18 protein-coding genes and 1 tRNA gene are annotated in these 24,270 nt (G+C 63.3%); 7 read left to right on the forward strand and 12 right to left on the reverse strand.

Annotation, left to right across the window (positions count from 1 at the left end; translation table 11 throughout):
• Nucleotides 1-30: 30 nt before the first annotated feature.
• The 3 genes from rimM to ffh form a co-directional block, all read right to left on the reverse strand.
• Nucleotides 31-660: a ribosome maturation factor RimM gene (gene rimM, locus DOM58_RS01335; protein ID WP_110691465.1), complete on the reverse strand. Its 630-nt coding sequence runs from the start codon at nucleotides 658-660 to the stop codon at nucleotides 31-33.
• Nucleotides 661-671: 11 nt separating this feature from the next.
• Entirely contained in the window at nucleotides 672-923 is a 252-nt protein-coding gene (gene rpsP / locus DOM58_RS01340) for a 30S ribosomal protein S16 (protein ID WP_075560779.1), read from the reverse strand.
• Nucleotides 924-1,097: 174 nt separating this feature from the next.
• A complete protein-coding gene (gene ffh / locus DOM58_RS01345) occupies nucleotides 1,098-2,531 on the reverse strand; it encodes a signal recognition particle protein (RefSeq protein ID WP_110691466.1) in 1,434 nt (477 codons plus the stop codon).
• A 338-nt stretch (nucleotides 2,532-2,869) separates the two neighbouring features.
• Between ffh and DOM58_RS01350 the strand changes: the two genes are divergently transcribed.
• Together DOM58_RS01350 and DOM58_RS01355 are read left to right on the forward strand one after the other, a co-directional pair.
• Complete coding sequence (locus tag DOM58_RS01350) at nucleotides 2,870-3,673, forward strand: cytochrome C assembly family protein (RefSeq protein WP_110691467.1); 804 nt, start codon at nucleotides 2,870-2,872, stop codon at nucleotides 3,671-3,673.
• Nucleotides 3,674-3,780: 107 nt separating this feature from the next.
• Complete coding sequence (locus DOM58_RS01355) at nucleotides 3,781-5,064, forward strand: HlyC/CorC family transporter (protein ID WP_075560776.1); 1,284 nt, start codon at nucleotides 3,781-3,783, stop codon at nucleotides 5,062-5,064.
• Nucleotides 5,065-5,071: 7 nt separating this feature from the next.
• On the opposite strand, the gene DOM58_RS01360 is transcribed toward DOM58_RS01355, so the two are convergent.
• Complete coding sequence (locus DOM58_RS01360; protein WP_245392103.1) at nucleotides 5,072-6,973, reverse strand: MFS transporter; 1,902 nt, start codon at nucleotides 6,971-6,973, stop codon at nucleotides 5,072-5,074.
• Nucleotides 6,970-7,584, reverse strand: coding sequence for a TetR/AcrR family transcriptional regulator (locus DOM58_RS01365; RefSeq protein WP_075560774.1), 615 nt, complete (start codon nucleotides 7,582-7,584; stop codon nucleotides 6,970-6,972). The genes DOM58_RS01360 and DOM58_RS01365 overlap by 4 nt, the downstream gene beginning before the upstream one ends.
• A 313-nt stretch (nucleotides 7,585-7,897) precedes the next feature.
• Here DOM58_RS01365 and DOM58_RS01370 point away from each other — a divergent pair, with 313 nt between their 5' ends.
• On the forward strand, nucleotides 7,898-8,572 hold the full coding sequence (locus tag DOM58_RS01370) for an SOS response-associated peptidase (RefSeq protein WP_110691468.1): 675 nt from the start codon (nucleotides 7,898-7,900) through the stop codon (nucleotides 8,570-8,572).
• Between the two features lie 102 nt (nucleotides 8,573-8,674).
• A complete protein-coding gene (locus DOM58_RS01375; RefSeq protein ID WP_110691469.1) occupies nucleotides 8,675-11,608 on the forward strand; it encodes an insulinase family protein in 2,934 nt (977 codons plus the stop codon).
• A gap of 100 nt (nucleotides 11,609-11,708) precedes the next feature.
• Here DOM58_RS01375 and DOM58_RS01380 read toward each other — a convergent pair whose 3' ends face one another.
• From DOM58_RS01380 to minC, 5 genes are all read right to left on the reverse strand, one after another.
• Nucleotides 11,709-15,086 (reverse strand): autotransporter domain-containing protein, encoded by a 3,378-nt coding sequence (locus DOM58_RS01380; protein ID WP_110691470.1) that lies wholly within the window; start codon nucleotides 15,084-15,086, stop codon nucleotides 11,709-11,711.
• Between the two features lie 152 nt (nucleotides 15,087-15,238).
• Nucleotides 15,239-16,747, reverse strand: coding sequence for an exodeoxyribonuclease I (sbcB, locus tag DOM58_RS01385; protein WP_110691471.1), 1,509 nt, complete (start codon nucleotides 16,745-16,747; stop codon nucleotides 15,239-15,241).
• A 177-nt stretch (nucleotides 16,748-16,924) separates the two neighbouring features.
• Nucleotides 16,925-17,194, reverse strand: coding sequence for a cell division topological specificity factor MinE (gene minE / locus DOM58_RS01390; RefSeq protein WP_075560770.1), 270 nt, complete (start codon nucleotides 17,192-17,194; stop codon nucleotides 16,925-16,927).
• Nucleotides 17,191-18,012 carry a septum site-determining protein MinD gene (gene minD / locus DOM58_RS01395; RefSeq protein WP_075560769.1) on the reverse strand — a complete coding sequence of 274 codons (822 nt, stop codon included), beginning with the start codon at nucleotides 18,010-18,012 and terminating at the stop codon, nucleotides 17,191-17,193. Before minD ends, minE begins: the two co-directional genes overlap by 4 nt.
• A gap of 46 nt (nucleotides 18,013-18,058) precedes the next feature.
• Nucleotides 18,059-18,814: a septum site-determining protein MinC gene (minC, locus tag DOM58_RS01400; protein WP_110691472.1), complete on the reverse strand. Its 756-nt coding sequence runs from the start codon at nucleotides 18,812-18,814 to the stop codon at nucleotides 18,059-18,061.
• A 312-nt stretch (nucleotides 18,815-19,126) separates the two neighbouring features.
• Here minC and DOM58_RS01405 point away from each other — a divergent pair, with 312 nt between their 5' ends.
• Together DOM58_RS01405 and DOM58_RS01410 are read left to right on the forward strand one after the other, a co-directional pair.
• On the forward strand, nucleotides 19,127-21,895 hold the full coding sequence (locus DOM58_RS01405) for a DUF349 domain-containing protein (RefSeq protein ID WP_110691473.1): 2,769 nt from the start codon (nucleotides 19,127-19,129) through the stop codon (nucleotides 21,893-21,895).
• A 28-nt stretch (nucleotides 21,896-21,923) separates the two neighbouring features.
• Nucleotides 21,924-22,000, forward strand: a tRNA-Met gene (locus DOM58_RS01410).
• A 235-nt stretch (nucleotides 22,001-22,235) separates the two neighbouring features.
• Here the strand turns inward: DOM58_RS01410 and DOM58_RS17795 are convergent.
• Nucleotides 22,236-22,718, reverse strand: a complete 483-nt coding sequence (locus DOM58_RS17795) for a cold-shock protein (protein WP_075560766.1) — start codon at nucleotides 22,716-22,718, stop codon at nucleotides 22,236-22,238.
• Between the two features lie 193 nt (nucleotides 22,719-22,911).
• Here DOM58_RS17795 and DOM58_RS01420 point away from each other — a divergent pair, with 193 nt between their 5' ends.
• A complete protein-coding gene (locus DOM58_RS01420) occupies nucleotides 22,912-23,136 on the forward strand; it encodes a SlyX family protein (RefSeq protein ID WP_083627622.1) in 225 nt (74 codons plus the stop codon).
• A gap of 92 nt (nucleotides 23,137-23,228) precedes the next feature.
• Here the strand turns inward: DOM58_RS01420 and trxB are convergent, their stop codons facing one another.
• On the reverse strand, nucleotides 23,229-24,182 hold the full coding sequence (gene trxB, locus DOM58_RS01425) for a thioredoxin-disulfide reductase (RefSeq protein ID WP_110691474.1): 954 nt from the start codon (nucleotides 24,180-24,182) through the stop codon (nucleotides 23,229-23,231).
• Nucleotides 24,183-24,270: the final 88 nt, after the last annotated feature.

Genomic DNA, 24,270 nt, shown 5'->3' on the forward strand with positions numbered 1-24,270 from the left:
CGCCGGCCGCCAACCCCTCGATTCCCGAGGTCAGAAGGACGGATCCCACTCCACGATCATGGACTGCGCGCCGAGATCGACCTGAACGATCACGTCGTCAGGCAAAAACGGCAGCAACCGTTCTCGATCATCGAGGCTACCCTCGGAGGGTTTGATCACCAGCACATCGTTGGCGCCGGTCTCGAACAGATGATCGACTCGCCCCAGCTTGACGCCATCACGGGTCGAAACCTCGAGGCCTTCCAGCTGGTGCCAGTAATATTCGCCGCTATCCAGTTCAGGTAGCGCCGTCTTCTCCATCAACACCTCGGCACCGGCCCACTGCTCGGCCAGCTCTCGGGTGTCGATACCTTCCAGTCGTACCACCAAACCCTTGCCCTGGGGCCGCGCATCGAGCAGGCGCCGTGTCTGGCGCTCGCCGTGCATCGACAACACCCATGTCGGATAGTCGAAGATGCCCTCGGCCGGGCTGGAGTACGAATAGACCTTGAGCCAACCTTTCACACCGTGCGGACTGGTCAGACGCCCCAGCACCACATGCTGCGCCTCCTCGCCCTGCCTGGAGTCAGCCTGTTCGGCATTGCCCTGCGTGGACTTATCCTGCGTGGATTTGTCCAGACTGGGCTTGTCCTGATCGGGCTCGCGAGACGCTTGCGGCATGACGATCGAACTCAGGCCTGAGCCTTGCGAGCTTCTTTGACCAGCTCGGCGACGCGCTCGGAGACCTGCGCACCCTGAGACTGCCAGTGGGTGACGCGGTCCAGATCGACGCGCAGACGCTCTTCCTGGCCGCGAGCGACCGGATTGAAGAAGCCGACGCGCTCGATGAAGCGGCCGTCGCGAGAAACGCGAGAGTCGCTGACGGTCAGGTGATAGAAGGGACGCTTCTTGGCGCCACCACGTGCCAGACGAATGGTTACCATTGCGTTGATAATCCTTCGGTTAAGTTAATCGTTACGCCACGAAATCAAGTCTTCTCGAACACTAGCCCGAGACGAAGACGCAGCATTCTACGGAAAAGGCCGCGTCTTGGGAACCTTTTGTTGAGATCGGCGAAAGCGTCGATCCCGAAGCGGGTGCCGAGTCCAGCGCAAGCCTCAGCGGCGCGGAAAACCGCCGCCGCCCATGCCACCCATACCCCCGGGACCGCCCATGCCACCAGGACCGCCCGGGCCTCCGGGACCACCCCCGCCCATCATGCCGGACATCCCGCGCATCATCTTTTGCATGCCGCCCTTCTGCCCGGCTTTTTTCATCATCTTCTGCATCTGCTTGTGCTGTTTGAGCAGACGGTTGAGATCCGGCACCTGGAGGCCAGCGCCGGTGGCGATACGGCGCTTGCGCGAGCCATTGATGATCTCGGGCTTGCGACGTTCCTGAGGCGTCATCGAGTTGATCAGCGTCTCGAGCTTGCCGAACTCCTGCTCGGCGCCCTTGTTCTGAGCCATATCCGCCATCTGCCCCATGCCCGGCATCTTGGACATCAACCCGCCCATGCCACCCATCTTCTTGAGCTGCTGGAGCTGATCGCGGAAGTCCTCGAGATCGAACCCCTGACCCTTCTTGACCTTCTTGGCCAGGCGTTCGGCCTTGCCCTTGTCGACGTTGCGCTCGGCTTCCTCGATCAGCGACAGCATGTCGCCCATGCCGAGAATGCGCGAGGCCACGCGATCGGGGTGAAAGGGTTCGAGAGCATCGACCTTCTCGCCCATGCCCATGAACTTGATCGGCTTGCCGGTGACATGACGGACCGACAGGGCGGCACCGCCACGCGCGTCACCGTCGGCCTTGGTCAGGATCACCCCGGTCAGCGGCAGGGCATCACTGAACGCCTTGGCGGTATTGGCGGCATCCTGACCGGTCATGGCGTCGACGACGAAAAGCGTCTCCTGCGGCTGAATCGCCTGATTCAGCGCCTGGATTTCGGCCATCATCGCCTCGTCCACCGCGAGTCGGCCGGCGGTATCGACGATCACCACGTCATGGAACTGGATCTTGGCGTGCTTGATCGCCGCCTCGGCGATCGCCACCGGCTGCTGGGCGCTGGTCGACGGAAAGAAATCGACCTCGACTTCTTTCGCCAGCGTCTCGAGCTGATCGATGGCCGCGGGGCGATAGACGTCGGCCGAGACCACCAGCACTTTCTTGTTCTCGCGCTCGCGCAGATACTTGGCCAGCTTGGCCACGGACGTGGTCTTGCCCGCGCCCTGCAGACCGGCCATCAGCACCACGGCGGGCGAACCGCGCAGCGTTAGCGATTCATTGGCCTGACCCATGATCGCTTCCAGCTCCTGCTGGACGATCTTGACGAACTGCTGACCCGGCGAGAGGCTTTTCGACACCTCCTGCCCGACCGCCCGTTCGCGAACGCGGTCGACGAAATCCTTGACCACCGGCAGCGCGACGTCCGCTTCCAGTAGCGCCCGGCGCACTTCACGCAGGGTGTCCTTGATGTTGTCTTCGGTCAGACGCGCCTGGCCGGTGATCGACTTGAGCGTCTGCGAGAGGCGATTGGAGAGACTTTCGAACATGTAACGCTCCGGGCGACGATGCCTGGCGCCACCGTTGCTCGAAACAAGCTCGCGGCGCCGCTAGAAGGAATGTGGCAAGCATTATACGCATGGATGGCGCTTGGCTCCATGCAGCGAGATCGGGAGAGGCGATCACCGAACCGGCGGCTAACGAGTCCGCAAGGCAAAGCGCGAGGAGAGAGGCTATCGCTGGGCGAGGTGGCGGTGATTGGGTATAGTAGCCGCGAAACGCGACTGGCTATCATCTAGCCAACCCGCACCTTAAATTCTTTCATCGTCATGGCGGCTGCTAGCCACGATCCGCTAGTCAGAAGACCGCCCACGAGGCCAAAACACCGATGCCGGCGCTTCCTTTCGCCCTTGTCGCCATTATCTGCTATCTCGCCGCTGGGCTATGGCAAAGCCTGAGCCTCGCCCGCCGCGTGACCGAACGCCCGAACTGGGTTCGCGGGGCAGGGCTGATCGCCCTGGTCTGCCACAGCCTCATCGTTGGCCTGGCCATCATCGGCCCGCAAGGGCTGCACCTGGGGCTAACCCAGAGCGCCGCGCTGGTCGGCTGGCTGGTCGTGGCGCTGCTGCTGCTGGCCAGCTTGTTCAAGCCCGTGCTAAATGCCGGCGTATGCGTCTTTCCGCTGGCCGCGGTCACCATCGTCGGCGTCGTCGGCATGCCGAGCCGAATGATCGAATCCGGCGTTTCTCCCGGTCTCTACTTTCATATTCTGAGTTCGATCGCGGCGTTCTCGTTTCTCGCCATCGCCGCCGTTCAGGCGGCGCTGCTGGGCTTTCAGCACCACGAGCTCAAACGCCGCCACACTGGCGGCATCGTTCAGGTCCTGCCACCGCTGACCCGCATGGAACAGCTGCTTTTCGAACTGATCTGGTGCGGCATGCTGCTGCTGACGGTCGCCATCGTCAGCGGCTTTTTGTTCGTCGACAACCTGTTCGCCCAGCATCTGGCCCACAAGACCATTCTGTCGCTGCTGGCATGGCTGATCTTCGCCGGTCTGCTGGCAGGCCATCACTACCTGGGCTGGCGTGGCCAGAAGGCGGTGCGCTGGACACTGGCCGGCGCCGCCGTGCTGGTGCTGGCCTTCTTCGGCACCAAGTTCGTGCTCGAATACATCTTCCATTACAACGCCTGATCGGCACACCAAGCCGATAGGCGCAACCGGTTCGGCCATCGGCAACGTTGACAGCGTTCAGCCAACGCCCTACAACAATCTGACAACTCCACGAGGAATTCCCCGCCTTGAGCGATGACATGCCCTTGGGCCTCATGCTGGGCCTGCTCTTCATCCTGGTTTGCCTTTCAGCATTCTTCTCCAGTTCCGAAACCGGCATGATGTCGATCAATCGATATCGGCTGAATCATCGAGCCAATGCCGGATCCCGCTCGGCCATTCGTGTCGTCGAACTGCTCAAGCGCCCCGACCGTCTGCTGGGCGTGATCCTGATCGGCAACAATCTGGTCAACAACCTCGCTGCCTCCATCGCCACCATCGTCGCCATTCACTTCTTCGGTGACGTCTCCGGTCCGGCGATCGCCACTCTGGTGCTGACGATCGTGGTGCTGATTTTCGGCGAGGTGACGCCCAAGACCTACGCGGCAATCAAGCCCGATCGCGTCGCGCTCCCCGCCTCGCTGATACTGGCCCCGCTGTTGCGGCTGTTCTATCCCGTCGTGTGGCTGGTCAATGCCGTCTCCAACGGGCTACTGCGTCTGATGGGCGTACGCCATCTGGATGCCGGCGCCGACAGCCTGACTCGCGACGAACTGCGCAGCGTGGTGCATGAAGCGGGATCGCTGATTCCCGGCCGTCACCAGGCGATGCTGCTGTCGATCCTCGATCTGGAAAACGTCACCGTCAACGACATCATGGTGCCGCGTCACGAGATCGTCGGCCTCGATCTCGACGACGACCTGGAAACCCTGCTGGCCCAGATGCGTCAGAGTCAGCACACTCGACTGCCGATCTTCAAAGGCGACATCAACAACATCATCGGCATTCTGCATCTGCGCAATGCCGCCCGCTTCCTCTCCAAGCCTGATCTGAATAAGGCCGCGATCGTGCAGGAGGCCCGCGAGCCCTACTTCATCCCCGAGTCGACGCCGCTGCATACGCAACTGCTCAACTTCCAGCGGCAGAAGCGCCGGATCGGCGTGGTCGTCGATGAGTACGGTGACGTGCAGGGCCTGGCCACGCTGGAAGATATTCTGGAAGAGATCGTCGGCGAGTTCACCACCGATGTCGCCGGCACCTATCGCGAGATTCACCCGCAGACGGACGGCGGCTACGTGATCGAAGGCACGGCCAACATTCGCGAGGTCAACAAGGCGCTGGGCTGGGAGCTGCCGACCGATGGCCCCAAGACCCTCAACGGCCTGATCCTGGAAGAACTCGAATCCTTCCCCGACGCCCAAGCCTGCCTGCAGATCGGCACTACGCGCCTCGAGATTCTCGAGATCGGTGACAACCTGATCACTTCAGTACGTTGCTGGCAGCAGGGCGTTCGCCGCCGCAGCACCGAGTAGACGGATTCTAGACCGGGCCGCCCGGATGCTTCGACAGGCTCTGATCGGCCGCGCGCTTGAGCCCCCGAACGCGACGCTCCAGGATTCTCCGCGGTGATTGGCCGGCCGGAATCGCCTCCCCGAAGACCAGCAGGATCCGGGCTCGCAGTCGTCGCGGCCGTTTGGTCAGCGCCTTGCCATCCTTGTTGGAGGTCCACGACCCCCACAAGCCCGACAGCGCCGCCGGCACCACCGGTACCGGGTCCCGCGCCAGCATCAGATCCAGCCCCCGGCGAAAGGCGTGCACCTCGCCGTCCGGCGTCAGCCGCCCCTCCGGAAAGACCATCACCACTTCACCGTTGCGCAGTGCTCGACTGACCTCTTCCAGGGCACGACGGACGCCGCCCGGGTCCCGTCGATCGGAGTCGACGGGAATCGCCCCGGCGATTCGGAAAAACCAGTGAATCCAGGGGTTTTCGTAGATCGGCCGATCCATCATGAAGCGCAGCGGGCGCGGGCAGGCGCCACCCAGTACCAGGGCATCCATGAAGCTGACGTGATTGCAGACCACTAGCGCGGGGCCGGTCGCTGGGATATGTTGCCGACCGCGACAGCGCAGCCGATAGAGCACCTGAACCAGCACAAAGATCAACAGTCGCAGCGCGGGTCGCGGGTTGCGCATCAGCAGCGCCACGCCCACCAGCAGCGATAGCCACCCGAGGCAGGCGAACAGCACGGTAAGCGACAGCCCCAGCACGCTCAGCATCACGATGCCGAAGACGGCGGACAGAATCATGAACAGCGCGTTGAGAATATTGTTGGCGGCGATCATGCGGGCGCGACGCTCTTCACGACTGGCCAGCTGCATCAGGGTATAGAGCGGCACGCTGTAGAGACCACCCCCAAGCCCCACCAGTCCGAGCAGGGTGCTCATGCGCCAGAACTCGGTCAGCGCCAGCAGCTCCGGGAGCGCCAGTGTCTCGCCGCTGAAGTCCGTCTGCGAGGCCAGCTCGATACCGGAAACCCCGATCACCAGCGCCCCGATCGGCACCAGCCCCAGCTCCAGACGGCCCGCCGACAGTCGCGAGCAGAGCAAGGCGCCGAGCCCGACCCCTACCGCGAAAGCGCCCAGCAGAAAGCTGACGGCGCCCTCGCTGCCGTGGACGACATCACGCACCCAGGCCGGTAGCTGGGTCAGATAGCAGGCCCCCAGAAACCAGAAGAAACTGATACCGATCAGTGCCGGACGCACTTTTTTTTCGGCAAGCCCGTCGCGCATGACCTGCCAGGTTCCCGACAGCGGTCGCCAGGCAACGCGACCGCTGACGCTCGACGGTGCCGGGGGAATCTTGAGACTGGCAGCGACACCGATGATCGCGATGAGAACCAGGCTCCCGGCAATCGCGGCGCGCTCCAGCGAACCGTCCAGCGATGTCAGCACGCCGGCCAGCAGTGTGCCGAGCAAGATCGACACGAACGTGCCCAGATTGACCCAGGCGTTGCCCTTGACCAACTCGGTGGCCGCCAGATGCTGCGGCAGAATCGCGTACTTTACCGGGCCGAAAAGCGCTGACTGCGTACCCATCATGAACAGCAGCGCCAGCAGCAAACCGAATAGTTCGAACCAGACCGCCACCGCGGCGGCGATCATCGTCACCAGCTCAAGCAACTTGAGTCGGCGTACGAGTCGTTGCTTGTCGAGGTGATCGGCGAGCGTCCCGCCCCAGGCGGAAAACAGAAAGAAAGGCAGAATGAACAGTCCCGCCGCCAGGTTGTTGAGCAGCCCGGTGTCCCAGCCATAACGGGGAACCGCGACGAAGGTCAGCAACAGCAGCAGGACGTTCTTGAATAGATTGTCGTTGAAAGCACCCAGCGCCTGGGTCCAGAAGAACGGAGCAAACCGGCGCTGGGCCAGCAACCCCCGAATCACGAAGGATCCGGCAGGTAGCGCAGGCCATTCAGGGTCATCGTCAGCAGCTGATCGAGCAGGTCGCCGGCTTCCATCGGCTGTCCCTGCCAGTAGCCGAGGCGATCGTTGAGCCCGAGCTGAACCAGACCATGCACGCTGCCCCACAGCGTGCGCGCCATGCGTTTGGCAGCAACGTCGTCGAGCGCGGGCTGGTATGCCTTGAGAGCGCTTTCGACGCGCAGGAACAGGGCATCGATAATATGGGTCTGGCGTTCGTCCAGCTCCCCTTCGTCCGCCAGCGGATATTCGAACAGCATCTGCCAACGATGGGGTTCATGCTGGGCGAACTGCCAGTAGGCCATCGCCAGGGCCTTGAGCTGGGGAGTCGGCTCGGCATCCTCGAGCCAGGAGACAGCAGCGCCCATACGATCGAGCGTCTCGATATTGACGTACTGGAGCAGGTTGCTGAAGCTGCCGTAGAGTTTGAGCAGCGTGCTCGGCGCGCAACCCACATCGCGAGCCAGCGAGCGCAGCGACAGCGTGTGCACAGGATTTTCACGTAGCCAGGCATCGCAGGCCGCCATGACCTGAGCATGGAGCGCCTCGGGGGCGTGCTGTCGCGGTCGAGCCATAAAATCCCTCGCTCGGAATAGTGTCGAAGTGCTGCCGATGCTGCAAAAGCCGGGAAATCTTGTTGTCGACTTAAAATCGAACAGCGTTTCCCAGCATATCGCCATACCGTATAAACGCAAGCGCCATGCGCATTAAGGTGACGATTTCGTGAGACTTTTACGTCGACCACCAATAGCGGTGTCATGCCCTGGGGTCGTCGCGGCGAGCGCAATAACGTCTTGGCCCCGAACTCTCGGTGGCATACGCTGTGGCCCCTGCCACCCGATCACCTGTCATCGATCACCTGTCATCGATTACCAACGAGGAGAGACCATGGCCGGTCGACTGCACGTCGACGACTGGACACGACATCCGACGAGCCCCGCTTTTCGAGCTGTCGATTCGCCGATATTCAGCCCCAACCTGGCCCCCCGCCACTGGCTTTCGATCCTGCGCCAGGAAGCGGAGACGACGGTTCTGCGAGACGCGTTCTGGGGGCTGACGCCAACCTGGCTGAAAGTCCTGGATCAGGCGCCTCACTGCGCCCGTGCCGAGTCGCTCGACGAGCGCCCGATGTTTCGCGAGGCATTGGCCGAACGGCGCTGCCTGGTGCCCGTGACCGGCATCTACGTGTGGCAGGCCGGGCTGCGCGGCAAGCAGCCGTTCCTGGTCACGCATACCGACCGTTCGCCGCTGCTGCTGGCCGGTATCTGGAGTCGCTACGCACCGGAGACCGGTGAATCCCGGGACTCGTTTGCGCTGATCACGGTGCCCGCCACGGAGATCGTCGCCCCCATGAGCGATCGTCTGCCGGCGATCATCGACGCGTCCCAGGCCGAGACATGGCTATCGCCCGGAACGCCGTCTGGCTCGGCCCGAGAGCTCCTCGGCGCGGCCGACAGGGAACTTCTGGGCGCATTCCCGGTATCTAGACGGGTGAACGATCCCGCCTATCAGGACTGGAACTGCGCCTACCCGATCGGCGCCATGCGGGTGTGGACCGCCTGAAGGATCGCTGGACGTCTTCTACTTCTCTCTTCGTCGTCGCCCTTATTCAACATTGCCTTTGTTCAACACCGAGCCGATCTTATTCACTACCGAGACAATCGTATGCAGGAATCCCGTTCTCGAGCGCTATCGCATGGCTCTCTCTCGCACGCGTCAGACTTCTCTGACAGCGTTACATCGCCGCGGGCCGGTCTGCGCACCTGGTTTGCTGCCGGCTATCTGGCCATCGGCCTGGCGCTGGCGTTCGTGGTCACGCCGGTAGAAGCCGTCGCCAGCTCCGAATCCGCCGATGCCGCCCAGCCGACCCAGAGTCAACCGCTTCAAGGCCAGCTGATCCAGAGCCCGAATGACGACCGCCAGTATCGCGCCATCACGCTCGACAACGGGCTTCAGGCACTACTGGTCAGCGACCCCGATGCCGACAAGGCGGCCGCCGCCATGGATGTCTCGGTGGGCAGCGACAACGATCCGGCCGACATGCCGGGGCTTGCTCACTTTCTCGAACACATGCTGTTTCTGGGAACCGAGGGCTATCCCGACCCGGATGGTTACCAGCGTTTCATCAGCCAGAACGGCGGTTCCCACAACGCCTTCACCGCGGATCAGGACACCAATTTCTATTTCGACGTCGATCCGAGCGCCTTTCCCGAAGCTCTCGACCGCTTCTCGCAGTTCTTCGTGTCGCCACAGTTCAACCCGGACTACGTCGATCGCGAGCGACATGCGGTGAATTCCGAGTACCAGGCACGCCGCGACGATGACGCCCGCCGCATCAACGAAGCGCTGAGCCAGGCGCTCAATCCCGATCATCCGATCAATCATTTCTCGGTCGGCAGCCTGGAGACACTCAACAGCGACAAGCGCCCGCTGCGTCAGGCCCTGCTCGATTTCTACCAACAGCACTACGACGCCAACGTCATGCATCTGGCCGTGCTCGCGCCGGAGCCGCTGGACACGATCGAACAGCAGGTGCGTCAGCGCTTCGGCGCGGTGCCCGATCGCGACCTGGAAAAACCGGTCGTCGATCAACCGCTGGCCAGGCACGACGATCTGCCGGCGTCGCTGCGCATCAAGACCAACGAGGCACGGCGCCAGCTCGAATTCCTGTTCCCCATCGACGACCCGATCCTCGAGTACGCCGACAAGCCGGTCGATTATCTCGCCAACCTGCTGGGTCACGAAGGTGAAGGCAGCCTGCTGGCCGCTCTACGCAAGGCCGGCTGGGCCGACGGGCTCTCTGCCGGCACGACCCAGAGCGACGGTCAGCATGCGCTGTTCGATATCTCCATCAGCCTGACGCCGGAGGGCGAGAATCACCTCGACGACATCCAGGCGAGCCTGTTCGACCAGATCCGGCGAATCCGCGATCACGGTGTCGACGCCTGGCGCTACGACGAACAGGCCAAGCTGGCCGAACAGAGCTTCCGTTTTCAGCAGCGCAGCGAGCCGATCGATACCGTCAGTTCCATGGCGATGAGCCTGGCGCACTATCCGCTCGAGGACGTGCAGTACGCGCCCTACCGTATGGATCGTTTCGATGCCGCCGCGATCGACGAGATTCTCGACCGGCTGACAGCGGACAACCTGCTGCGGGCCTACAGCGGACCGGACGTCTCGGGTGACGAAACCACACAATACTTCGCGACCCCCTACACCTTGACGCGTCTCGACGACTGGCCTCGCGGAACGTCACTCGACGGACTGACGCTTCCCGAGCCCAACCCCTATATCGCCGAGGACCTGAGCGTCCAGCCGTTCGATAGCGCCGAACCCGCGCGCCTCGTCGAGTCACCCAGCGTCGAGATCTGGCACCAGCCCAACAGCGAATTCGGCGCGCCGCGGGTCGAGTGGCGCTTCAGTCTGCAGAACCCCGATGCCACGCAGGACGCCCGCCACGCCGCGCTGACACGCCTGCTGGCCGGATGGTTGAACGACGGCCTCAACGAGCGCTTCTATCCCGCGTCGCTGGCCGGCCAGGATTTCGCCGCCTACGCTCACGGCCGTGGCATCACCCTGGCGTTTTCCGGCTGGCGCGACCATCAGGATCGACTGATGCAGACCGTCGTCGAGCAGCTCGAGCAGGGCGAGATCACCGCCGACAGCATTGCCCGAGTCAAGCAAGGGCTGAAACGTAGCTGGGAGAACGCCCCGCAGGATGCGCTTTACCAGCAGGCGCAGCGAACGCTGGGCGAAGCCCTGATGCGACCCCAGATCAGCACCCGCAACATGCTGGCCGCGCTCGACGGCCTCGGCGTGGAGGATGTACGCGACTATCGTCAGCGATTCCTGAGTCAGCTCTACGTTCAGGCCATGGCGGTGGGCAACCTCGATGCCAAGCTTGCCAGACGCGAAGGGTTACTGGTCGCCAACGCGCTGGCGCCCCAGCTTCACGCCGACGACAACCCGCCATTGAGCGTGCTCGATGTGCCGTCGAACGCGCCGGCGCTGCACCCCGCAACGACACGAAATGACGCCGCCGTGCTGCGCTATCTTCAGGGCCCCGATCTCTCGCTGCAGAGCCAGGCCAGTCTGGCCGTGATCGGGCAGCTGATCGGCCCCCCGTTCTTTGCCAAACTGCGTACCGACGAGCAGCTCGGGTATATCGTCAGCGCCGGCTACGCGCCGTTCATGGATGCCCCAGGGCTGATGATGCTGGTGCAGTCGCCAAGTGTCGCAAGCGATACCATCGGCCAGCGCATGGACGCTTTCCTGAAGACGTTCGATCAGCGCATCGAGACGCTGAGCGATGACGATCTGGCGCCTTATCGGCAGGCCGTGCGGCAGCAACTGCTGCAGCGCGATCAATCGCTGTCGGCGCGCGCCGACCGGCTATGGCAGACGCTTGCCTATCCGCAGGTTGATTTCGATCGCCGCCAGCAACTGGCTGCACAGGTCGACAAGCTGAGTGTCGAGGAGATCCGCAGCGCCTGGCAGACCCTGCGCCACAGCCCGGCGCTCGACATCACCGCCGACCCGCGCGATCAACCCAGTGACGTCGATGCGCTGACCAGTGACTTCGAGCCTTTGACACAATAGGGCCCCGCATCGTTGCGGATCCGTCAACGCAAAACCCCAGCCGTCTGGCTGGGGTTTCGTCGTTGGCGCAGGCTCGGCGCGGTCGATTATTGGATGGTGCCTAGAAACGTATCTTCAGATTGGCGCCGACACTCTGGTCCCGTGCATCGCTGGCCAGTCTGCCCGTGTAGCCTACCCCCACCGAGGTTGCCGACGAAAGCGCCATATCGATCCCGGTTTCGAGCGTGATCGCGTCCTCGCCCACCGGCACGGCGTCGACCGAAAAGGCGTCTCCGCCCCGGAATGCCTGGTCTGCCGTCGGCGTCCGCTCGCCAAAAGCGTGCTGCCAACCGACCGCCGCCTGCCAACCGGCGTTTACACTGCCGATCTCGAATGGCGTTGTCGACCGCAGTCCCAGCGTCGAAAAGGTGACATCCGCGTCCCCGTCCTGGCCCTGCAGGCCCGCCTCCCCGCCCTCCTGATAGCCGTCGCTATGCAGATCGACATAGGCAAGCCCGGCGTAAGGCTCCAGCCGAGTCCGGCCCGCCGTCAGAGAGATACCGATCTCGCCGAAGACCTGGGCGGTGCGAGCATCATAGGAAGCCTTGGCCGTCTCGACGTCCGCGACGTCGATCGAGCGGCGCGTGTCGAGGTCGTGCCAGGATTGCGCCGCGCCCAGACGCAGTCCCAACGGCCCGAAGGATCGGCCGGCGTAGGCGGCCAGGGTGTAGCTGTCGATATCGGCGGACGAGTCGCGACGGTCGACATCGTAGTCCGAGCGGCTATAGCCACCCGCCAAGCCGAGTCGCCATGCGCTATCGCCAGCGGTACCCACCAGCGTATCGACGCCCACGAAGAGCCCGTGTGTCGAGCGCTCCAGCCTAGCCGCGTTATCGTCGCCGTCACTCTCGCCCCAGCCGCCGAAACCTTGCAGCCAGGCCCCCGACCGGTCTTTGGATAGCGCTTTCGTCGCCGGTGAGGCGCCCGAGGCGATGGCGACGTGGGAGTAACCCGCGTCGGCACCACGCATCCGGTCGAACACGGCCTCGCGCACGAATCGGCTCTCCTCGATCAGCCCGGTGCGCGCGCTGGCATGTATCTCGCCGGAAAGCGCGTCGTAATCGTGGCGAAGCTTGGCGGTATCGGTCGTGCTGATGATCGTGTCATAGAGACCGTTGCCCGCGCCCAGACTCTCGAGCCCGGCCGCTGCCGCCCGCTGATTATCGCTCGCGGCGAGATCGGCGAAGCGGGTGTCGTTGCGCGTGACGTCGAGCACCACGGCGTTCGCCTGATAATCCAGATCGAGATCGAAAAACGGCGAATACGCCTCGGGATCGGTGTAGCGCCCGCTGACGCCCTCGGTCGCGGTAAGCAGGGTGTAGCTCGAGGCCGCATAAGCGGCATCCGACAGTGGCGTCACCACGAGATCACCCGCCATTGTCGCCGTGCCATCGACGCGGATCCGATCAGCGCTGGTTGGATTGGCACTGGCTGGATCGGCGCTGGTTGAATCGGCGCTGGCTGGATCGATAGTCGCGCCGCCATCGATTTCTGCCAGATAGGTGGAACCAGCGGTCTGCTGATAATTGCCGGCCACGTTCAGCTGGCCGACGGAGTGACCGGGCGAAATCGTGCCATTCATGGTCACGTCACCCAGCGTGCCGTTGCCCTCGAGCAGCCCATCGGCCGCGACCGTCAGCGCGCCATCCAGCGTGCCGTCGAGATCGAGCCGGCTGCCACTGGCGAGGTCGATCCCGTCCGCATATCGCTGAGTGCCGGTGAGCCGCCAGTCACCATTGACCGAGAGCGACTCGAAACTGTCGCCGCCGGCGAACTCACCGCCACCGTCGAGAACGATGCTATCGACGCCGTCCCCGCCGTCGATGCGACCATCGAAACTCCCGCCAGTCCCGACGACCAGCGTGTCGTCGCCATCGCCGAGCGCCAACGCCAAGCCGTTACCGCCGGCGATCAGCCCCGAATTGACGACGGTGTCGTCGAAGTCGCCCTCCAGCGAAATGCCGTAGCCGTCGACGCCTTCGATGGTGCCGCGGTTGACGATCGTGGTCTCGCCATAAGCGCCGCCGCTGCTGCCATCGTCGATCAGAATGCCGTTGTCGGCGCCGCTGATCAGCGCACTCTCGCTGGCATTGACGATGGCGCCGCCACCCATGGCGATCCCTTCGCTCTGATTGGGCGTATCGCCCGGCTTCTGGCCCTTGGCGCCGGTTCCCCGAATCGTGCCGCCGTTGGTGATCTCGCCGATGTAGTCGACATCCACGCCGTCGCCGTCGCCCAGTTCGGAGTCGCTATCGATATCACCGCTGATCAGGCCCTCGTTGACGACCGTTCCATTGCCATCGGAGCCGACACCCGAACCATTGCGACCCCGGATCGTCGCCCCGGCCGCGTTGTAGACGGTCACGTCGACGTCGGTGGTGATGCCGTGGCGCGCGCCGGAGATCGTGCCGCCGGCCAGGTTGTTGATCGTCGCGGCATGGCCTTGAAGATCGACGCCGTCGTTGGAGGCGTCAGGCTCGGCGCTGTTGGAAACGATGGTGCCGGCATTGTTAACCGTGGCGCCCTCGCCGGGACGCACGCCATCGGCATCTTCGGCCCGGATTTCGCCGCCGGCGTAGTTGTTGATCGTGACGTCGACCTGGCCGGACTCGATGTGATCGAAATCGATCGCCTGACCGGCATCGTCGCCGGTGCCGGAGGAGAGAATCAGGCCGTCGTTGTCGACCGTGACGACGCCGTTGGCGCCCTGCTGGTCGTCATCGCCATCGATTCGCACGGCGTCGTCGATGGACTCGATGATCCCGGTACTGTCGTTGGTCAGATGAAATTCGGAGAGGTTGGCGACATCGGCGACATTGATCGCCCGATTGGCGGAGGCCGTCGACAGAATCCGGCCCGCGTTATCGATGGTGATCGTGCCGGCACCCGGGCGAATCGCATCGTTGTCGTCGGCCTCGATCAGGCCACTTTCGGCATTGCTGATCGTGACGACGGCCGTCGGCGATTCGATCGAGTCGAAATCCAGAACCTGACCGCCGGCCGAGTGCAGGGCGCCTGCGTTATCGACGGTGATCTTGCCATCGGTGACGTCGGTGTCGACCCGAAAGCCGTCGTCACCCGTTTCAATGACGGCGCCGGCGGCGTTGTACAGCGTCAGCGAGCGCTCGCTCTCGTCGCCATCGGTATCGATGCCACGGTCCCGACTGAGAATCGCGCCGGCGTTGGTGATGGATACGCCGGCATCGGGAGACGCCCCGGTCCACGCGATCGCCGTCTCCTCGGTATCGAGCACGGCTCCGGCCTCGATGCTCAACGCATCCGTACCGGTCACGCTGCGAGGTGTCGCTTCGGTGTTGCCACTAGCGAGGGTGTAGACGTCGGCAAGGCTCAGCGCCGGCATCAGTGCCGATAGCGCCGCGGCCGAAAATGACGCTGCCATCAGCGTCACGCCGCGACGCCGTCTGATCTCGATCCCCATGAAGCTCCCCTGATCCCTGCTTGTTGGTTGTCATCAAGGGGATGCAGGCTAGGCAGAGAGTGTGACAACGCGATGACCGACGATCGCGCTTCGGGTCATCACCTTGGACATCGCCCGGGAGTTATGACTTCGAGGATCGGGCCCGGAACGTCTCAGTAGGCGTCGAAGGCCTGTTCCGGCATGATCGATTCGACGTACATCACCAGTTCCTCGAGGACCTGGCGTTCGCGATCCTCGAGCGAAGTCTGATTGAGGCGTTCGATCTCGCGGGCGAAATCCTTGAGCGTCACCCCGCCGCTCTTGGCATCGTTCATCCGCGCCCAGCGGAAAGCGTCCCACTGGGACTTCTCTTCACTGTCTAGCGTGTCCGGATAGCTTCGCGCCCGCAGCCGGAACAGCATCTCCTCGAGACGCGGATCCTGAAAGGCGAAAGCGGTGGTCCCCAGGTCATCGGGGGACGTGGCGTGCACGCGCTCCATGACCTGTCTATCGTGCGGCGAGAAAAAGCCACCGGAGTAGAGCATCAGATCGGGATCCGACGGCGGATCCGGTGGCGATTCGGCAAATGCCAGCGCGGCCTTGCTGGACGACTCGGGATTCTGCACCAGCGCCTGCCAGTGCTGTTCGCAGAGCGCCCGGTCGAGCCCCACACGCTTGGCAACGGCATCGTCGGCCGTGGCGATCGGCAACAGCACCGGGCTGCGGTTGAGGTGGACCACTTTCAGCGGGATGCGCGTCTCGCCCTCGGCCAGCTCGTTGTCGCTGACGAAAATACGCGCGCGAATCTCCTCTGGCGTCAGCGAGAACAGCGGCGCCGGGTCGACGGCAAGATCGTAGACGATGACGCCGTTGGGGTTGGAGGGGTGCATGGCCAGCGGTACGACCAGCGCACTGCAGCCGCGACTGGCGGGATATCGCCGGGAAATGTGCAGCATCGGCTTGCGCGCATCGACATCGAGCAGCCCGGCCACGCGTCGTTTGCTGCGCAGCGACAGCAGGTAATCGAAGAATTTGGCATTCCGCGCCCGTAGCAGTCGCGCCAGGCCGATGGTGGCACGCACGTCGGCAAGCGCATCGTGAGCGCCTTCGTGCTCGATGCCGTTGGCCGCGGTCAGATGCTCGAGCTTGAAACTCGGTGCACCGTCTTCACGCTTTGGCCATTCAATACCGTCGGGGCGCACGGCGTGGAAAGCGCGCACGGCATCGATCAGATCCCAACGGGAATTGCCGTTCTGCCATTCACGCGCATAGGGGTCGAACAGGTTGCGATAGAACAGATGGCGGCTGACTTCATCATCGAAGCGCAGGCTGTTGTAGCCCAGCGAGCAGGTACCGGGAACGCTCATTTCCGCCTGGATGCGCGCGGCGAACTCGACTTCGGGGACGCCACGCCGTAACGCCGCCTGGGGAGTGATACCGGTAATCAGACAGGCTTGAGGGCTGGGCAGGTCATCATCGGCCGGCCGAGCGTAGAGCGTCAGCGGCTCGCCGATCTCGTTGAAGTCGGCATCGGTACGGATCGCCGCGAACTGCGACGCCCGATGCCGGCGCGGATCGGCGCCGAAGGTTTCATAGTCGTGCCAGAGAAAGGTAGGCTCTGCCTGAGGCTGGACTTTTTGGCTCTGGAATTTGTTGCTCTGGACCCTTCCGCTCTCGGCCATACCGCTCTCCGCCTGCGCAAAAGCCCAAGCCTAGCATAGCCGGCCACACGACTCATGTGCGGCTGCCATGCCAGACCCATTCCTCGAGCGCCCGTCTGTTGGCGAGCCTGGGTCGAGAGCCATTGCCGGAAGCCGTCGGCCATGAGTCACTGACACGATCATGGTCGACGCTGGCGGTCAGCTCTTGGCCGCCTCGCCTTCGTTGGGCAGCGTCACGTTGAGTTCGAGCACCGAGCAGTCGTTGTCGCTGTCGAGGCTGATATTGATGGCATCCTGGTCGACCTTGACGTACCGCCGAATGACCGCGAGCAGCTCCTGCTCCAGCATCGGCATGTAGTCGGGCTGCCCGCGATGCCCGCGCTGATGGGCGACGATGATCTGCAGCCGTTCCTTGGCAACGGATGCCGATTTCTTGCGTTCGCCCTTGAGAAAATCGAGTAGCCTCACCGGCGGCCTCCTCCTCCGAACATGCGTGCGATCAGTCCACGTTTCTGCACCGACTGAAAACGTAGCGGCACGTCTTCACCCATCAGACGCGACACGGTATCCGCGTACGCCTGGCCGGCGTCGCTCTTGTCGTCATGGATGACTGGCACCCCCTGGTTGGAGGCACGCAGTACGGCTTCCGATTCGGGTATCAGACCGACCAGATCGATGGCCAGAATCTCGCGAATGTCATCCAGGTTGAGCATGTCACCGTCATCGACCCGGTTCGGATTGTAGCGGGTGACCAGCAGATGCTCCTTGATCGGTTCACGACCCTGCTCGGCCCGGCGCGATTTGGACGACAGCAGCCCGAGAATGCGATCGGAATCTCGAACCGACGAGACTTCCGGGTTGGTGACGACGACGGCCTCGTCGGCGAAGTAGAGCGCCAACTGAGCACCGCGTTCGATACCGGCGGGGGAATCGCAGATGATGTAATCGAACTCTTCGGAGAGATCCATCAGCACCTTCTCCACGCCTTCCAGTGTCAGCGCATCCTTATCGCGCGTCTGGGAGGCGGGAAGGATATGCAGGTTCTCGGAGCGCTTGTCGCGAATCATGGCCTGCTTGAGGCCAGCCTCGCCCTGGATGACATTGACCAGGTCGTAGACGACTCGGCGCTCGCAACCCATGATCAGGTCGAGGTTACGCAGACCCACGTCGAAGTCGATGACCACGGTCTTGTTGCCGCGCAGAGCCAGCCCCGTGGCAATGGCCGCCGCACTGGTCGTTTTACCGACGCCACCTTTACCGGATGTTACAACGATGATCTTGGCCAAGATGAACTTCCTGTTGCCCGATAAATGTTGATCACTCTCGCGCCATTCAGGTCAGCGCCGAGATCCTTAACTGGTCTTCCTTGAGCCGCACCTGGACAGAACATCCCAGCATCTTGGGATCGATATCCTCGAGACGCTTGTAAGTCCCTGCCACGGAAAGCAACTCGGCATTCAAATCGTGGCAGAAGATACCGGCCTCACGATCGCCATGAATACCGGCCAGCGCCCGCCCACGTAACGGTCCGTAGACGTGGACGCTGCCGGCAGCCAGCACTTCGGCACCGGGATTGACCGCGCCGATCACGACCAGATCGCCTTCCGAGGCGGAAATCTGCTGGCCGGAGCGCACCGTGCCGCGATGAATACGTCCGCCGGCGTGTGCCGCCGCTTCTGGCACCGGCAGCTCGGCTTCGGCTTCCACCGATGCTTCGACGAGCCGGGATTCGGCGGGTCGCATTTCGACCGCCCGCGGGCGGATTTCCTGAGGCGGAAACCATCCCAACCCCAATGCCCATGCCGACTGTTTGACCGGATCCGACCCGCCGCGCACGGCCACCGGCAGCAGTTTGTGCGCGCGACACACCGCGCAGATGCGCTCGAGCGCGAGATGAGGCTCATCGATCTGCTCGACGCTCAACACCACCGGCGTGTGCTGGAAGAAGGCAGGAGCCTGGCTGACCTTGCCGGCCAGTTGCGCACGAATGCGCTCCGGGTCGCCACTGGCCAATTCCATGACTGTCATCGGCAACATGCCACCTTTGAAGGTAAAGGCAGTATCTGCCCGATCCCTGTTGAGACTCATGACCGAACTCCGCGGCGGGGGAATGGGGTTACGCTAAGCGAGGGCGGACGTCGCTGCAACCGATCATAAGGCTCCTCAGACCTTTTGTCAGGTGTCTCCGCAGACCGACGCACCTGACGATCCCGGACCGATGCATTGATTGGTCGCAGACCGCCGCATCCATCAATACCAGACTTCATCGCAGACCGACGTCCATCAATCGGGCTTTTACCGCCGGCCGCCAGATGGTTAGATAGACAGTTGCCGTCGGCGCCGCCCAGTTGCGAGGCCGACCTTTGCCAGCCTCGTCGTTTTCAGGATGCCACACCGGCCATGCCAGGACTCTTTCAACGTTTTTTCTCTCCCCGCTGGCGGCACAAGGATCCCGCTGTCCGCGCCCAAGCCGCCTCTCAGCTGAGCCCGGACGATCTCGATACGCTGCGACAGCTCGCCCAGGACGAATCGCCCGAGGTTCGCAGGGCAGCCTTGGCGCGAGTGCAGGAACTCGATCCGCTCTTTAAATGGCACCGCCAGTCGCCGAGCGAGGAATCGTTCCAGCGTCTCGTCGACCTGCTCGGCGGTCGCGTATCGCCCAGCCCCGATCTCGATACGCGTCTGGCCAAGGTCGAGCAGCTCGAGGACTTTGCCCTGGTCGATGCCCTGATCGTTCACAGCGACAATCAGGCGTTACGCCTGGCGGCGCTGGCGCGTATCGACGATGAAGCCCGCCTGATCCACCACGCCAGTGACAACGGCATCACAGCCGTGCGTCACGCCGCCGCCGATCGAGTCACCACCGCCGAAGGGTTGACGCTTCTGGTCAAGCAGGCGCGCCGCGACAAGCAGGTCGCCCGACTCGCCCGTGAGCGTCTGGCACGCCTGCGCGCCGACGCCGAACAGCAGGCCCGGGAAGAGAGCGAGCGCGAACAGCTTCTGGTTACGCTGGAGGCCCAGGCCAATCGGTCCTGGGAACCTACCTTCGAGGCGCGCCTGAAGCACTGGATCAAGAACTGGGACGCGCTGACCAGCAGTGCCGACGAGGAACAGCGAGCTCGGTTCGACGCTGCAGTGGCGCGCTGCCGCCAGCGAGTGGCCGAGCACGAACACCAGTCTCGAGAGATCGAGCGCGTCCAGCGCGAGAAAAACGAGGCGCAGGCGACTCGCGAAGGTATTTTCGAAGCGCTGAACCAGGCCCTGAGGATCGTGGCTGAAGCCGACCGCCTGACCCCGGAGGTCATGCAGGCGCTGCAAGGCAAATGGCGGCTGCAGGAGGAGCGCTGGCAGGACGTCTCGGATCGCTACGGCGTCAGCGAGTCTTTCCAGCAACGCTATCTGGCACTCGACCAGCAGGCGCAATCCATCTGGCAGGCCTGGGAGCGGCTGCAGGCGGAAGCGCCGGCCCTGCGCGAGGGCCTCGAAAAGGACCAGCCGTTGCAGCCCGCGCTCGATCGTCTGGCCTGGCCGGCCGCGCTGCCACCGACCGAGCTGGTCCTCGATGCGCAGCGTCAGGCCGCAGCCAGCGAGCGCTACGCCAGCGCGCAGAACGCCGCCAAGGTCGAAGAGCACTGGTCGGATGAGGAGCTCGGCCGCCATCTCGAAGCGCTGATCCAGGAGCTCGACCAGGGGCGCTATCGCCCCGCCTCCCAGCTACATCGTCGTCTACGTCAGCATCTGGAGTCCAGCGAGCAGACGTTGTCTTCGATGCATGAGCAGATTTACAAGCAGCAGACCGCTCGCCTTGCCGAGCTGCGGGATTGGCGCGGCTTTGCGGCGGCGCCCAAGCGCGAGGCCTTGCTGGCAAATATCGAAGCGCTGGTCGAAGCCCGCGATCAACCGGATGCCGAGCGTCATCGTCGCCACCAGCAGTTGATCCGCGACTGGCGTCTACTCGGTGATGCCGCGGCGACCCGCGACCTGGCCCAGCGTTTCCGCGCCGCCTCCGATGCGCTGCATGCGCAGCTGGCAGACTGGGAAGCCGAGCTGAATTCGCGTGAGCAGGACAATCTGGCCTCCCGCCGAGCTCTCTGCGATCAACTGGAGGCGCTACTCGCCAATCCTTCCGCGGCGGCCGACCCCGATGGCCTGCGCCGAGTGCGCGATGCCGCACAGGAACAGTGGGACCATCACTGGCCGATCCCGAAACGCCAGGCGGCTTCCACCGGGCGGCATTACGCCCGCCTTCGCCGCCAGCTACAGGCATTGATCGACGAGCGCGCCGGCGACGTCGCCAATCGCAAGCGGGCACTGGTCGAACAGGCCCGACAACTGGCCGACGACAGCGCACCCGCCACGCAGCGGGCCGAGCAGGCCAAGACGCTGCAACAGCGCTGGCGCGAGATGGGGCGCGCCCCCAAAGGGATCGAGCAGACGCTGTGGCAACAGTTCCGTACCCATTGCGATACCATTTTTGCCGCTCGCGACACCGTTCGTGACGAGCAACAGACGCGCCAGCAGCAACGGTTCGACGACATGCAGGCGTTGATCGACCGCCTGGATGCCTGGCAGCCGGAGTCCGGTGGTGAGCGCCACGTGCTCGACGCGGCGCTGGCAGAGGCTCAGCGCCTGATTCCACTACCACGTAGCCGACGCAGCGACGGCATGGAAAAGCGCTGGCAAGGCATCGTTCATGCCCGGGAAGTGACGCTGGACCGCCTCGCGCTGGTCGAAGAGGCGAGACAGTGGCCCGATTACCGGCGCTATCTGCGCCAGGCGATCGCAGGCGAGCTCGATACCGGACAGCTCGACGGCGACGTACGCCGCGCCTTCGAGATTCGTCGCACCCAGCAACAGGCGCAGTCCATGGAGCACGCCGAAGAGAGCCTGCAGCGATGTCTGGTTCAGCTGGCGCTGCTGGCAGGCGATGCGATTCCCGCCGAGCTGGAGCCGCTGCGTCTCGAAGTGCAGGTTGCGAGGCTCAACGATGGGCTGGGTCGTCCGCCCACGCCGCCCGAAGAACTGGAGCAGACGCTGCTGCGCCTGCTGTCGATCGCCCCTCTCTCGCTGGAGATCTGGGAACGCTATGAACCGGCGTTCGACAACGTCATGCGCCATCTAGGGCGCGCGGGACATCATCATGGCGATGATGCTGTTGACATCGTCTAATCCATACGTATAATACGCCACAAGTTGATGCGGGGTGGAGCAGTCTGGTAGCTCGTCGGGCTCATAACCCGAAGGTCATCGGTTCAAATCCGGTCCCCGCTACCAAATTATTTAACCGGTGCCTTCCCCAGGCGCCGGTTTTTTTTGGTCTGAATCTTTATTCTGTCGGAACAATCTTCTCTGGCAGATTCCAGCGGGTTCAATAGCGTTCGACTCCCTCGGCAATGCCTAGCCTGGCGGACGGGCAACCAACGAAAAATGCCCCCGAAAGCGCAAGCTTTCAGAGGCATCGAAGCGTTTTTAGAGAAGCGCTTTTCGAGAAAGGCTTCCCGAGTCGAGATCAGGTGATGACGGTAACGTCATCCGCCTGCAGACCTCGATCATTCTCGATCACGTGATAACGCACTTTCTGCCCCTCGGCGAGGGTACGATGCCCCTTGCCGCGAATCGCGCGGAAATGCACGAACACGTCTTCACCATCGGCGCGGGTGATGAACCCGTAGCCCTTGTTGACGTTGAACCACTTGACCTCGCCCAGCTCGCGATCGTCGTTTTCGACATCGGCGAGCATGGCAGCGGTGACCGCCCTGGGCGTGGCCGGCGACAGCAACGCCATGGCCAGGGTGCCAAGCCACAACACGATGAACACGGCGATCACCGTCGCACCGTACATGGCGGAGACCCCTTCCACATTCAGAAACCAGGTCAGGTCGGTCGCCAGCATGCTGCTGATCAGCGTGATCAGGAGACCAATCAGCAATGGCGAAGGTATCGAAAGGAGGAGACTGATCAGCGTACAACGCAGAATTACCTTGCTATTCATGGATTCTCATATCTCTGGACGTCGGGACACGGAAAAAGCCCGTTTTCATGGCGGGCAGGAACGGTTTTCATACTCATCATCACTCATCTACTATCACTAACTGACTGTCAATAATCTACTTTTACTGAAGGTGCCGTGAATGAAAGATGACACGCAACCAGGGAAGTCTAGCACGGTAGACTCACCCTCGCGCATGACCACGGACGCCCGTTTCGAGGCTCTCGAGAGCCGTCTGGCATTCCAGGACGATTGGCTGGAAACGCTGGATCGGCTGGTCAGAGAGCAGGCAACCGAACTCGAGCGATTGACCCGGGCCAATACCTTGCTGCGCACGAGACTCAGCGAACAACGCCAGGCCATCGACGAGCTGGGCGGAGAGACACCGCAGCCCGAGGACGAACTCCCGCCTCACTATTGAGAGCCACCGCTGTTAAGAATCCAGAACCACCCCGGACACGATGAAGCCCGGCCGGAGCCGGGCTTCATTAGTGCGGCGACATCCCGTCCGGCTCAGTCGATACCATCCAGAAAACGCTCGGCATCCAGCGCCGCCATGCAGCCGCTGCCGGCGGAAGTGATCGCCTGCCGATAGATGTGATCCATGACGTCGCCGGCGGCGAAAACACCGGGAACGCTGGTCGCCGTGGCATTACCTTCCAGGCCGGACTGGACGCGGATATAGCCGTTGGCCATGTCGAGTTGGCCCTCGAAGATGCCGGTATTCGGTGTGTGACCGATCGCGATGAAGACACCCATGGCATCGAGCTGCTTGGTCTCGCCGGTCAGCGTGGAGCGCAGCTGGGCGCCGGTCACGCCGCTGCCGTCGCCCAGCACTTCGTCGAGGGTATGGTTCCACTCGATCGCCATGTTGCCGTTCTCGACCTTCTCCCGCAGGCGGTCCTGCAGGATCTTCTCGCCCCGGAGCCCGTCGCGGCGGTGAACCAGAGTTACCTTCGAAGCGATATTGGAAAGATAGAGCGCCTCTTCCATCGCCGTATTGCCGCCGCCGACCACGACCACATGCTGATTGCGATAGAAGAAACCGTCACAGGTGGCGCAGGCGGAAACGCCCTGCCCCATGAACTGCTGTTCGGAAGGCAGTCCGAGATAACGGGCGCTGGCACCGGTGGCGATGATCAAGGCATCGCAGGTGTAAGTGCCGTTGTCTCCCTTGAGGGTGAACGGCTTCTCGCGCAGTTCGACTTCGTTGATATGATCGAACAGCACTTCGGTTTGGAAGCGCTCGGCATGCTTGCGCATCCGCTCCATCAACTCGGGGCCCTGAACGCCTTCATCGTCGCCGGGCCAGTTGTCGACGTCGGTCGTCGTCGTCAGCTGGCCGCCCGCCTGCATCCCGGTGATCAGCAACGGCTTGAGATTCGCTCGCGCCGCATACACGGCAGCGGTATAACCGGCCGGCCCGGAGCCCAGAATGATCAAACGTTCGTGGCGCGCGTCGCTCATGGCTACCTCGGTTCAGATGTCGATTCGATTGGCGTGTCGATCCAAACGCCTTGTGGGATGCGTCGCGATACGAAGCATGCCACAAGGC

It is taken from the genome of Salinicola halophyticus (genome assembly GCF_003206695.1).
Classification (GTDB): domain Bacteria; phylum Pseudomonadota; class Gammaproteobacteria; order Pseudomonadales; family Halomonadaceae; genus Salinicola; species Salinicola halophyticus.

Bases quoted from the DNA above. Each gene is read 5' to 3' on its own strand.
- rimM (WP_110691465.1), bottom strand. From the start codon at position 660: ATGCCGCAAGCGTCTCGCGAGCCCGATCAGGACAAGCCCAGTCTGGAC.
- rpsP (WP_075560779.1), bottom strand. From the start codon at position 923: ATGGTAACCATTCGTCTGGCACGTGGTGGCGCCAAGAAGCGTCCCTTC.
- ffh (WP_110691466.1), bottom strand. From the start codon at position 2,531: ATGTTCGAAAGTCTCTCCAATCGCCTCTCGCAGACGCTCAAGTCGATC.
- DOM58_RS01350 (WP_110691467.1), top strand. From the start codon at position 2,870: ATGCCGGCGCTTCCTTTCGCCCTTGTCGCCATTATCTGCTATCTCGCC.
- DOM58_RS01365 (WP_075560774.1), bottom strand. From the start codon at position 7,584: ATGGCTCGACCGCGACAGCACGCCCCCGAGGCGCTCCATGCTCAGGTC.
- DOM58_RS01370 (WP_110691468.1), top strand. From the start codon at position 7,898: ATGGCCGGTCGACTGCACGTCGACGACTGGACACGACATCCGACGAGC.
- DOM58_RS01375 (WP_110691469.1), top strand. From the start codon at position 8,675: ATGCAGGAATCCCGTTCTCGAGCGCTATCGCATGGCTCTCTCTCGCAC.
- DOM58_RS01380 (WP_110691470.1), bottom strand. From the start codon at position 15,086: ATGGGGATCGAGATCAGACGGCGTCGCGGCGTGACGCTGATGGCAGCG.
- sbcB (WP_110691471.1), bottom strand. From the start codon at position 16,747: ATGGCCGAGAGCGGAAGGGTCCAGAGCAACAAATTCCAGAGCCAAAAA.
- minC (WP_110691472.1), bottom strand. From the start codon at position 18,814: ATGAGTCTCAACAGGGATCGGGCAGATACTGCCTTTACCTTCAAAGGT.
- DOM58_RS01405 (WP_110691473.1), top strand. From the start codon at position 19,127: ATGCCAGGACTCTTTCAACGTTTTTTCTCTCCCCGCTGGCGGCACAAG.
- DOM58_RS17795 (WP_075560766.1), bottom strand. From the start codon at position 22,718: ATGAATAGCAAGGTAATTCTGCGTTGTACGCTGATCAGTCTCCTCCTT.
- DOM58_RS01420 (WP_083627622.1), top strand. From the start codon at position 22,912: ATGACCACGGACGCCCGTTTCGAGGCTCTCGAGAGCCGTCTGGCATTC.
- trxB (WP_110691474.1), bottom strand. From the start codon at position 24,182: ATGAGCGACGCGCGCCACGAACGTTTGATCATTCTGGGCTCCGGGCCG.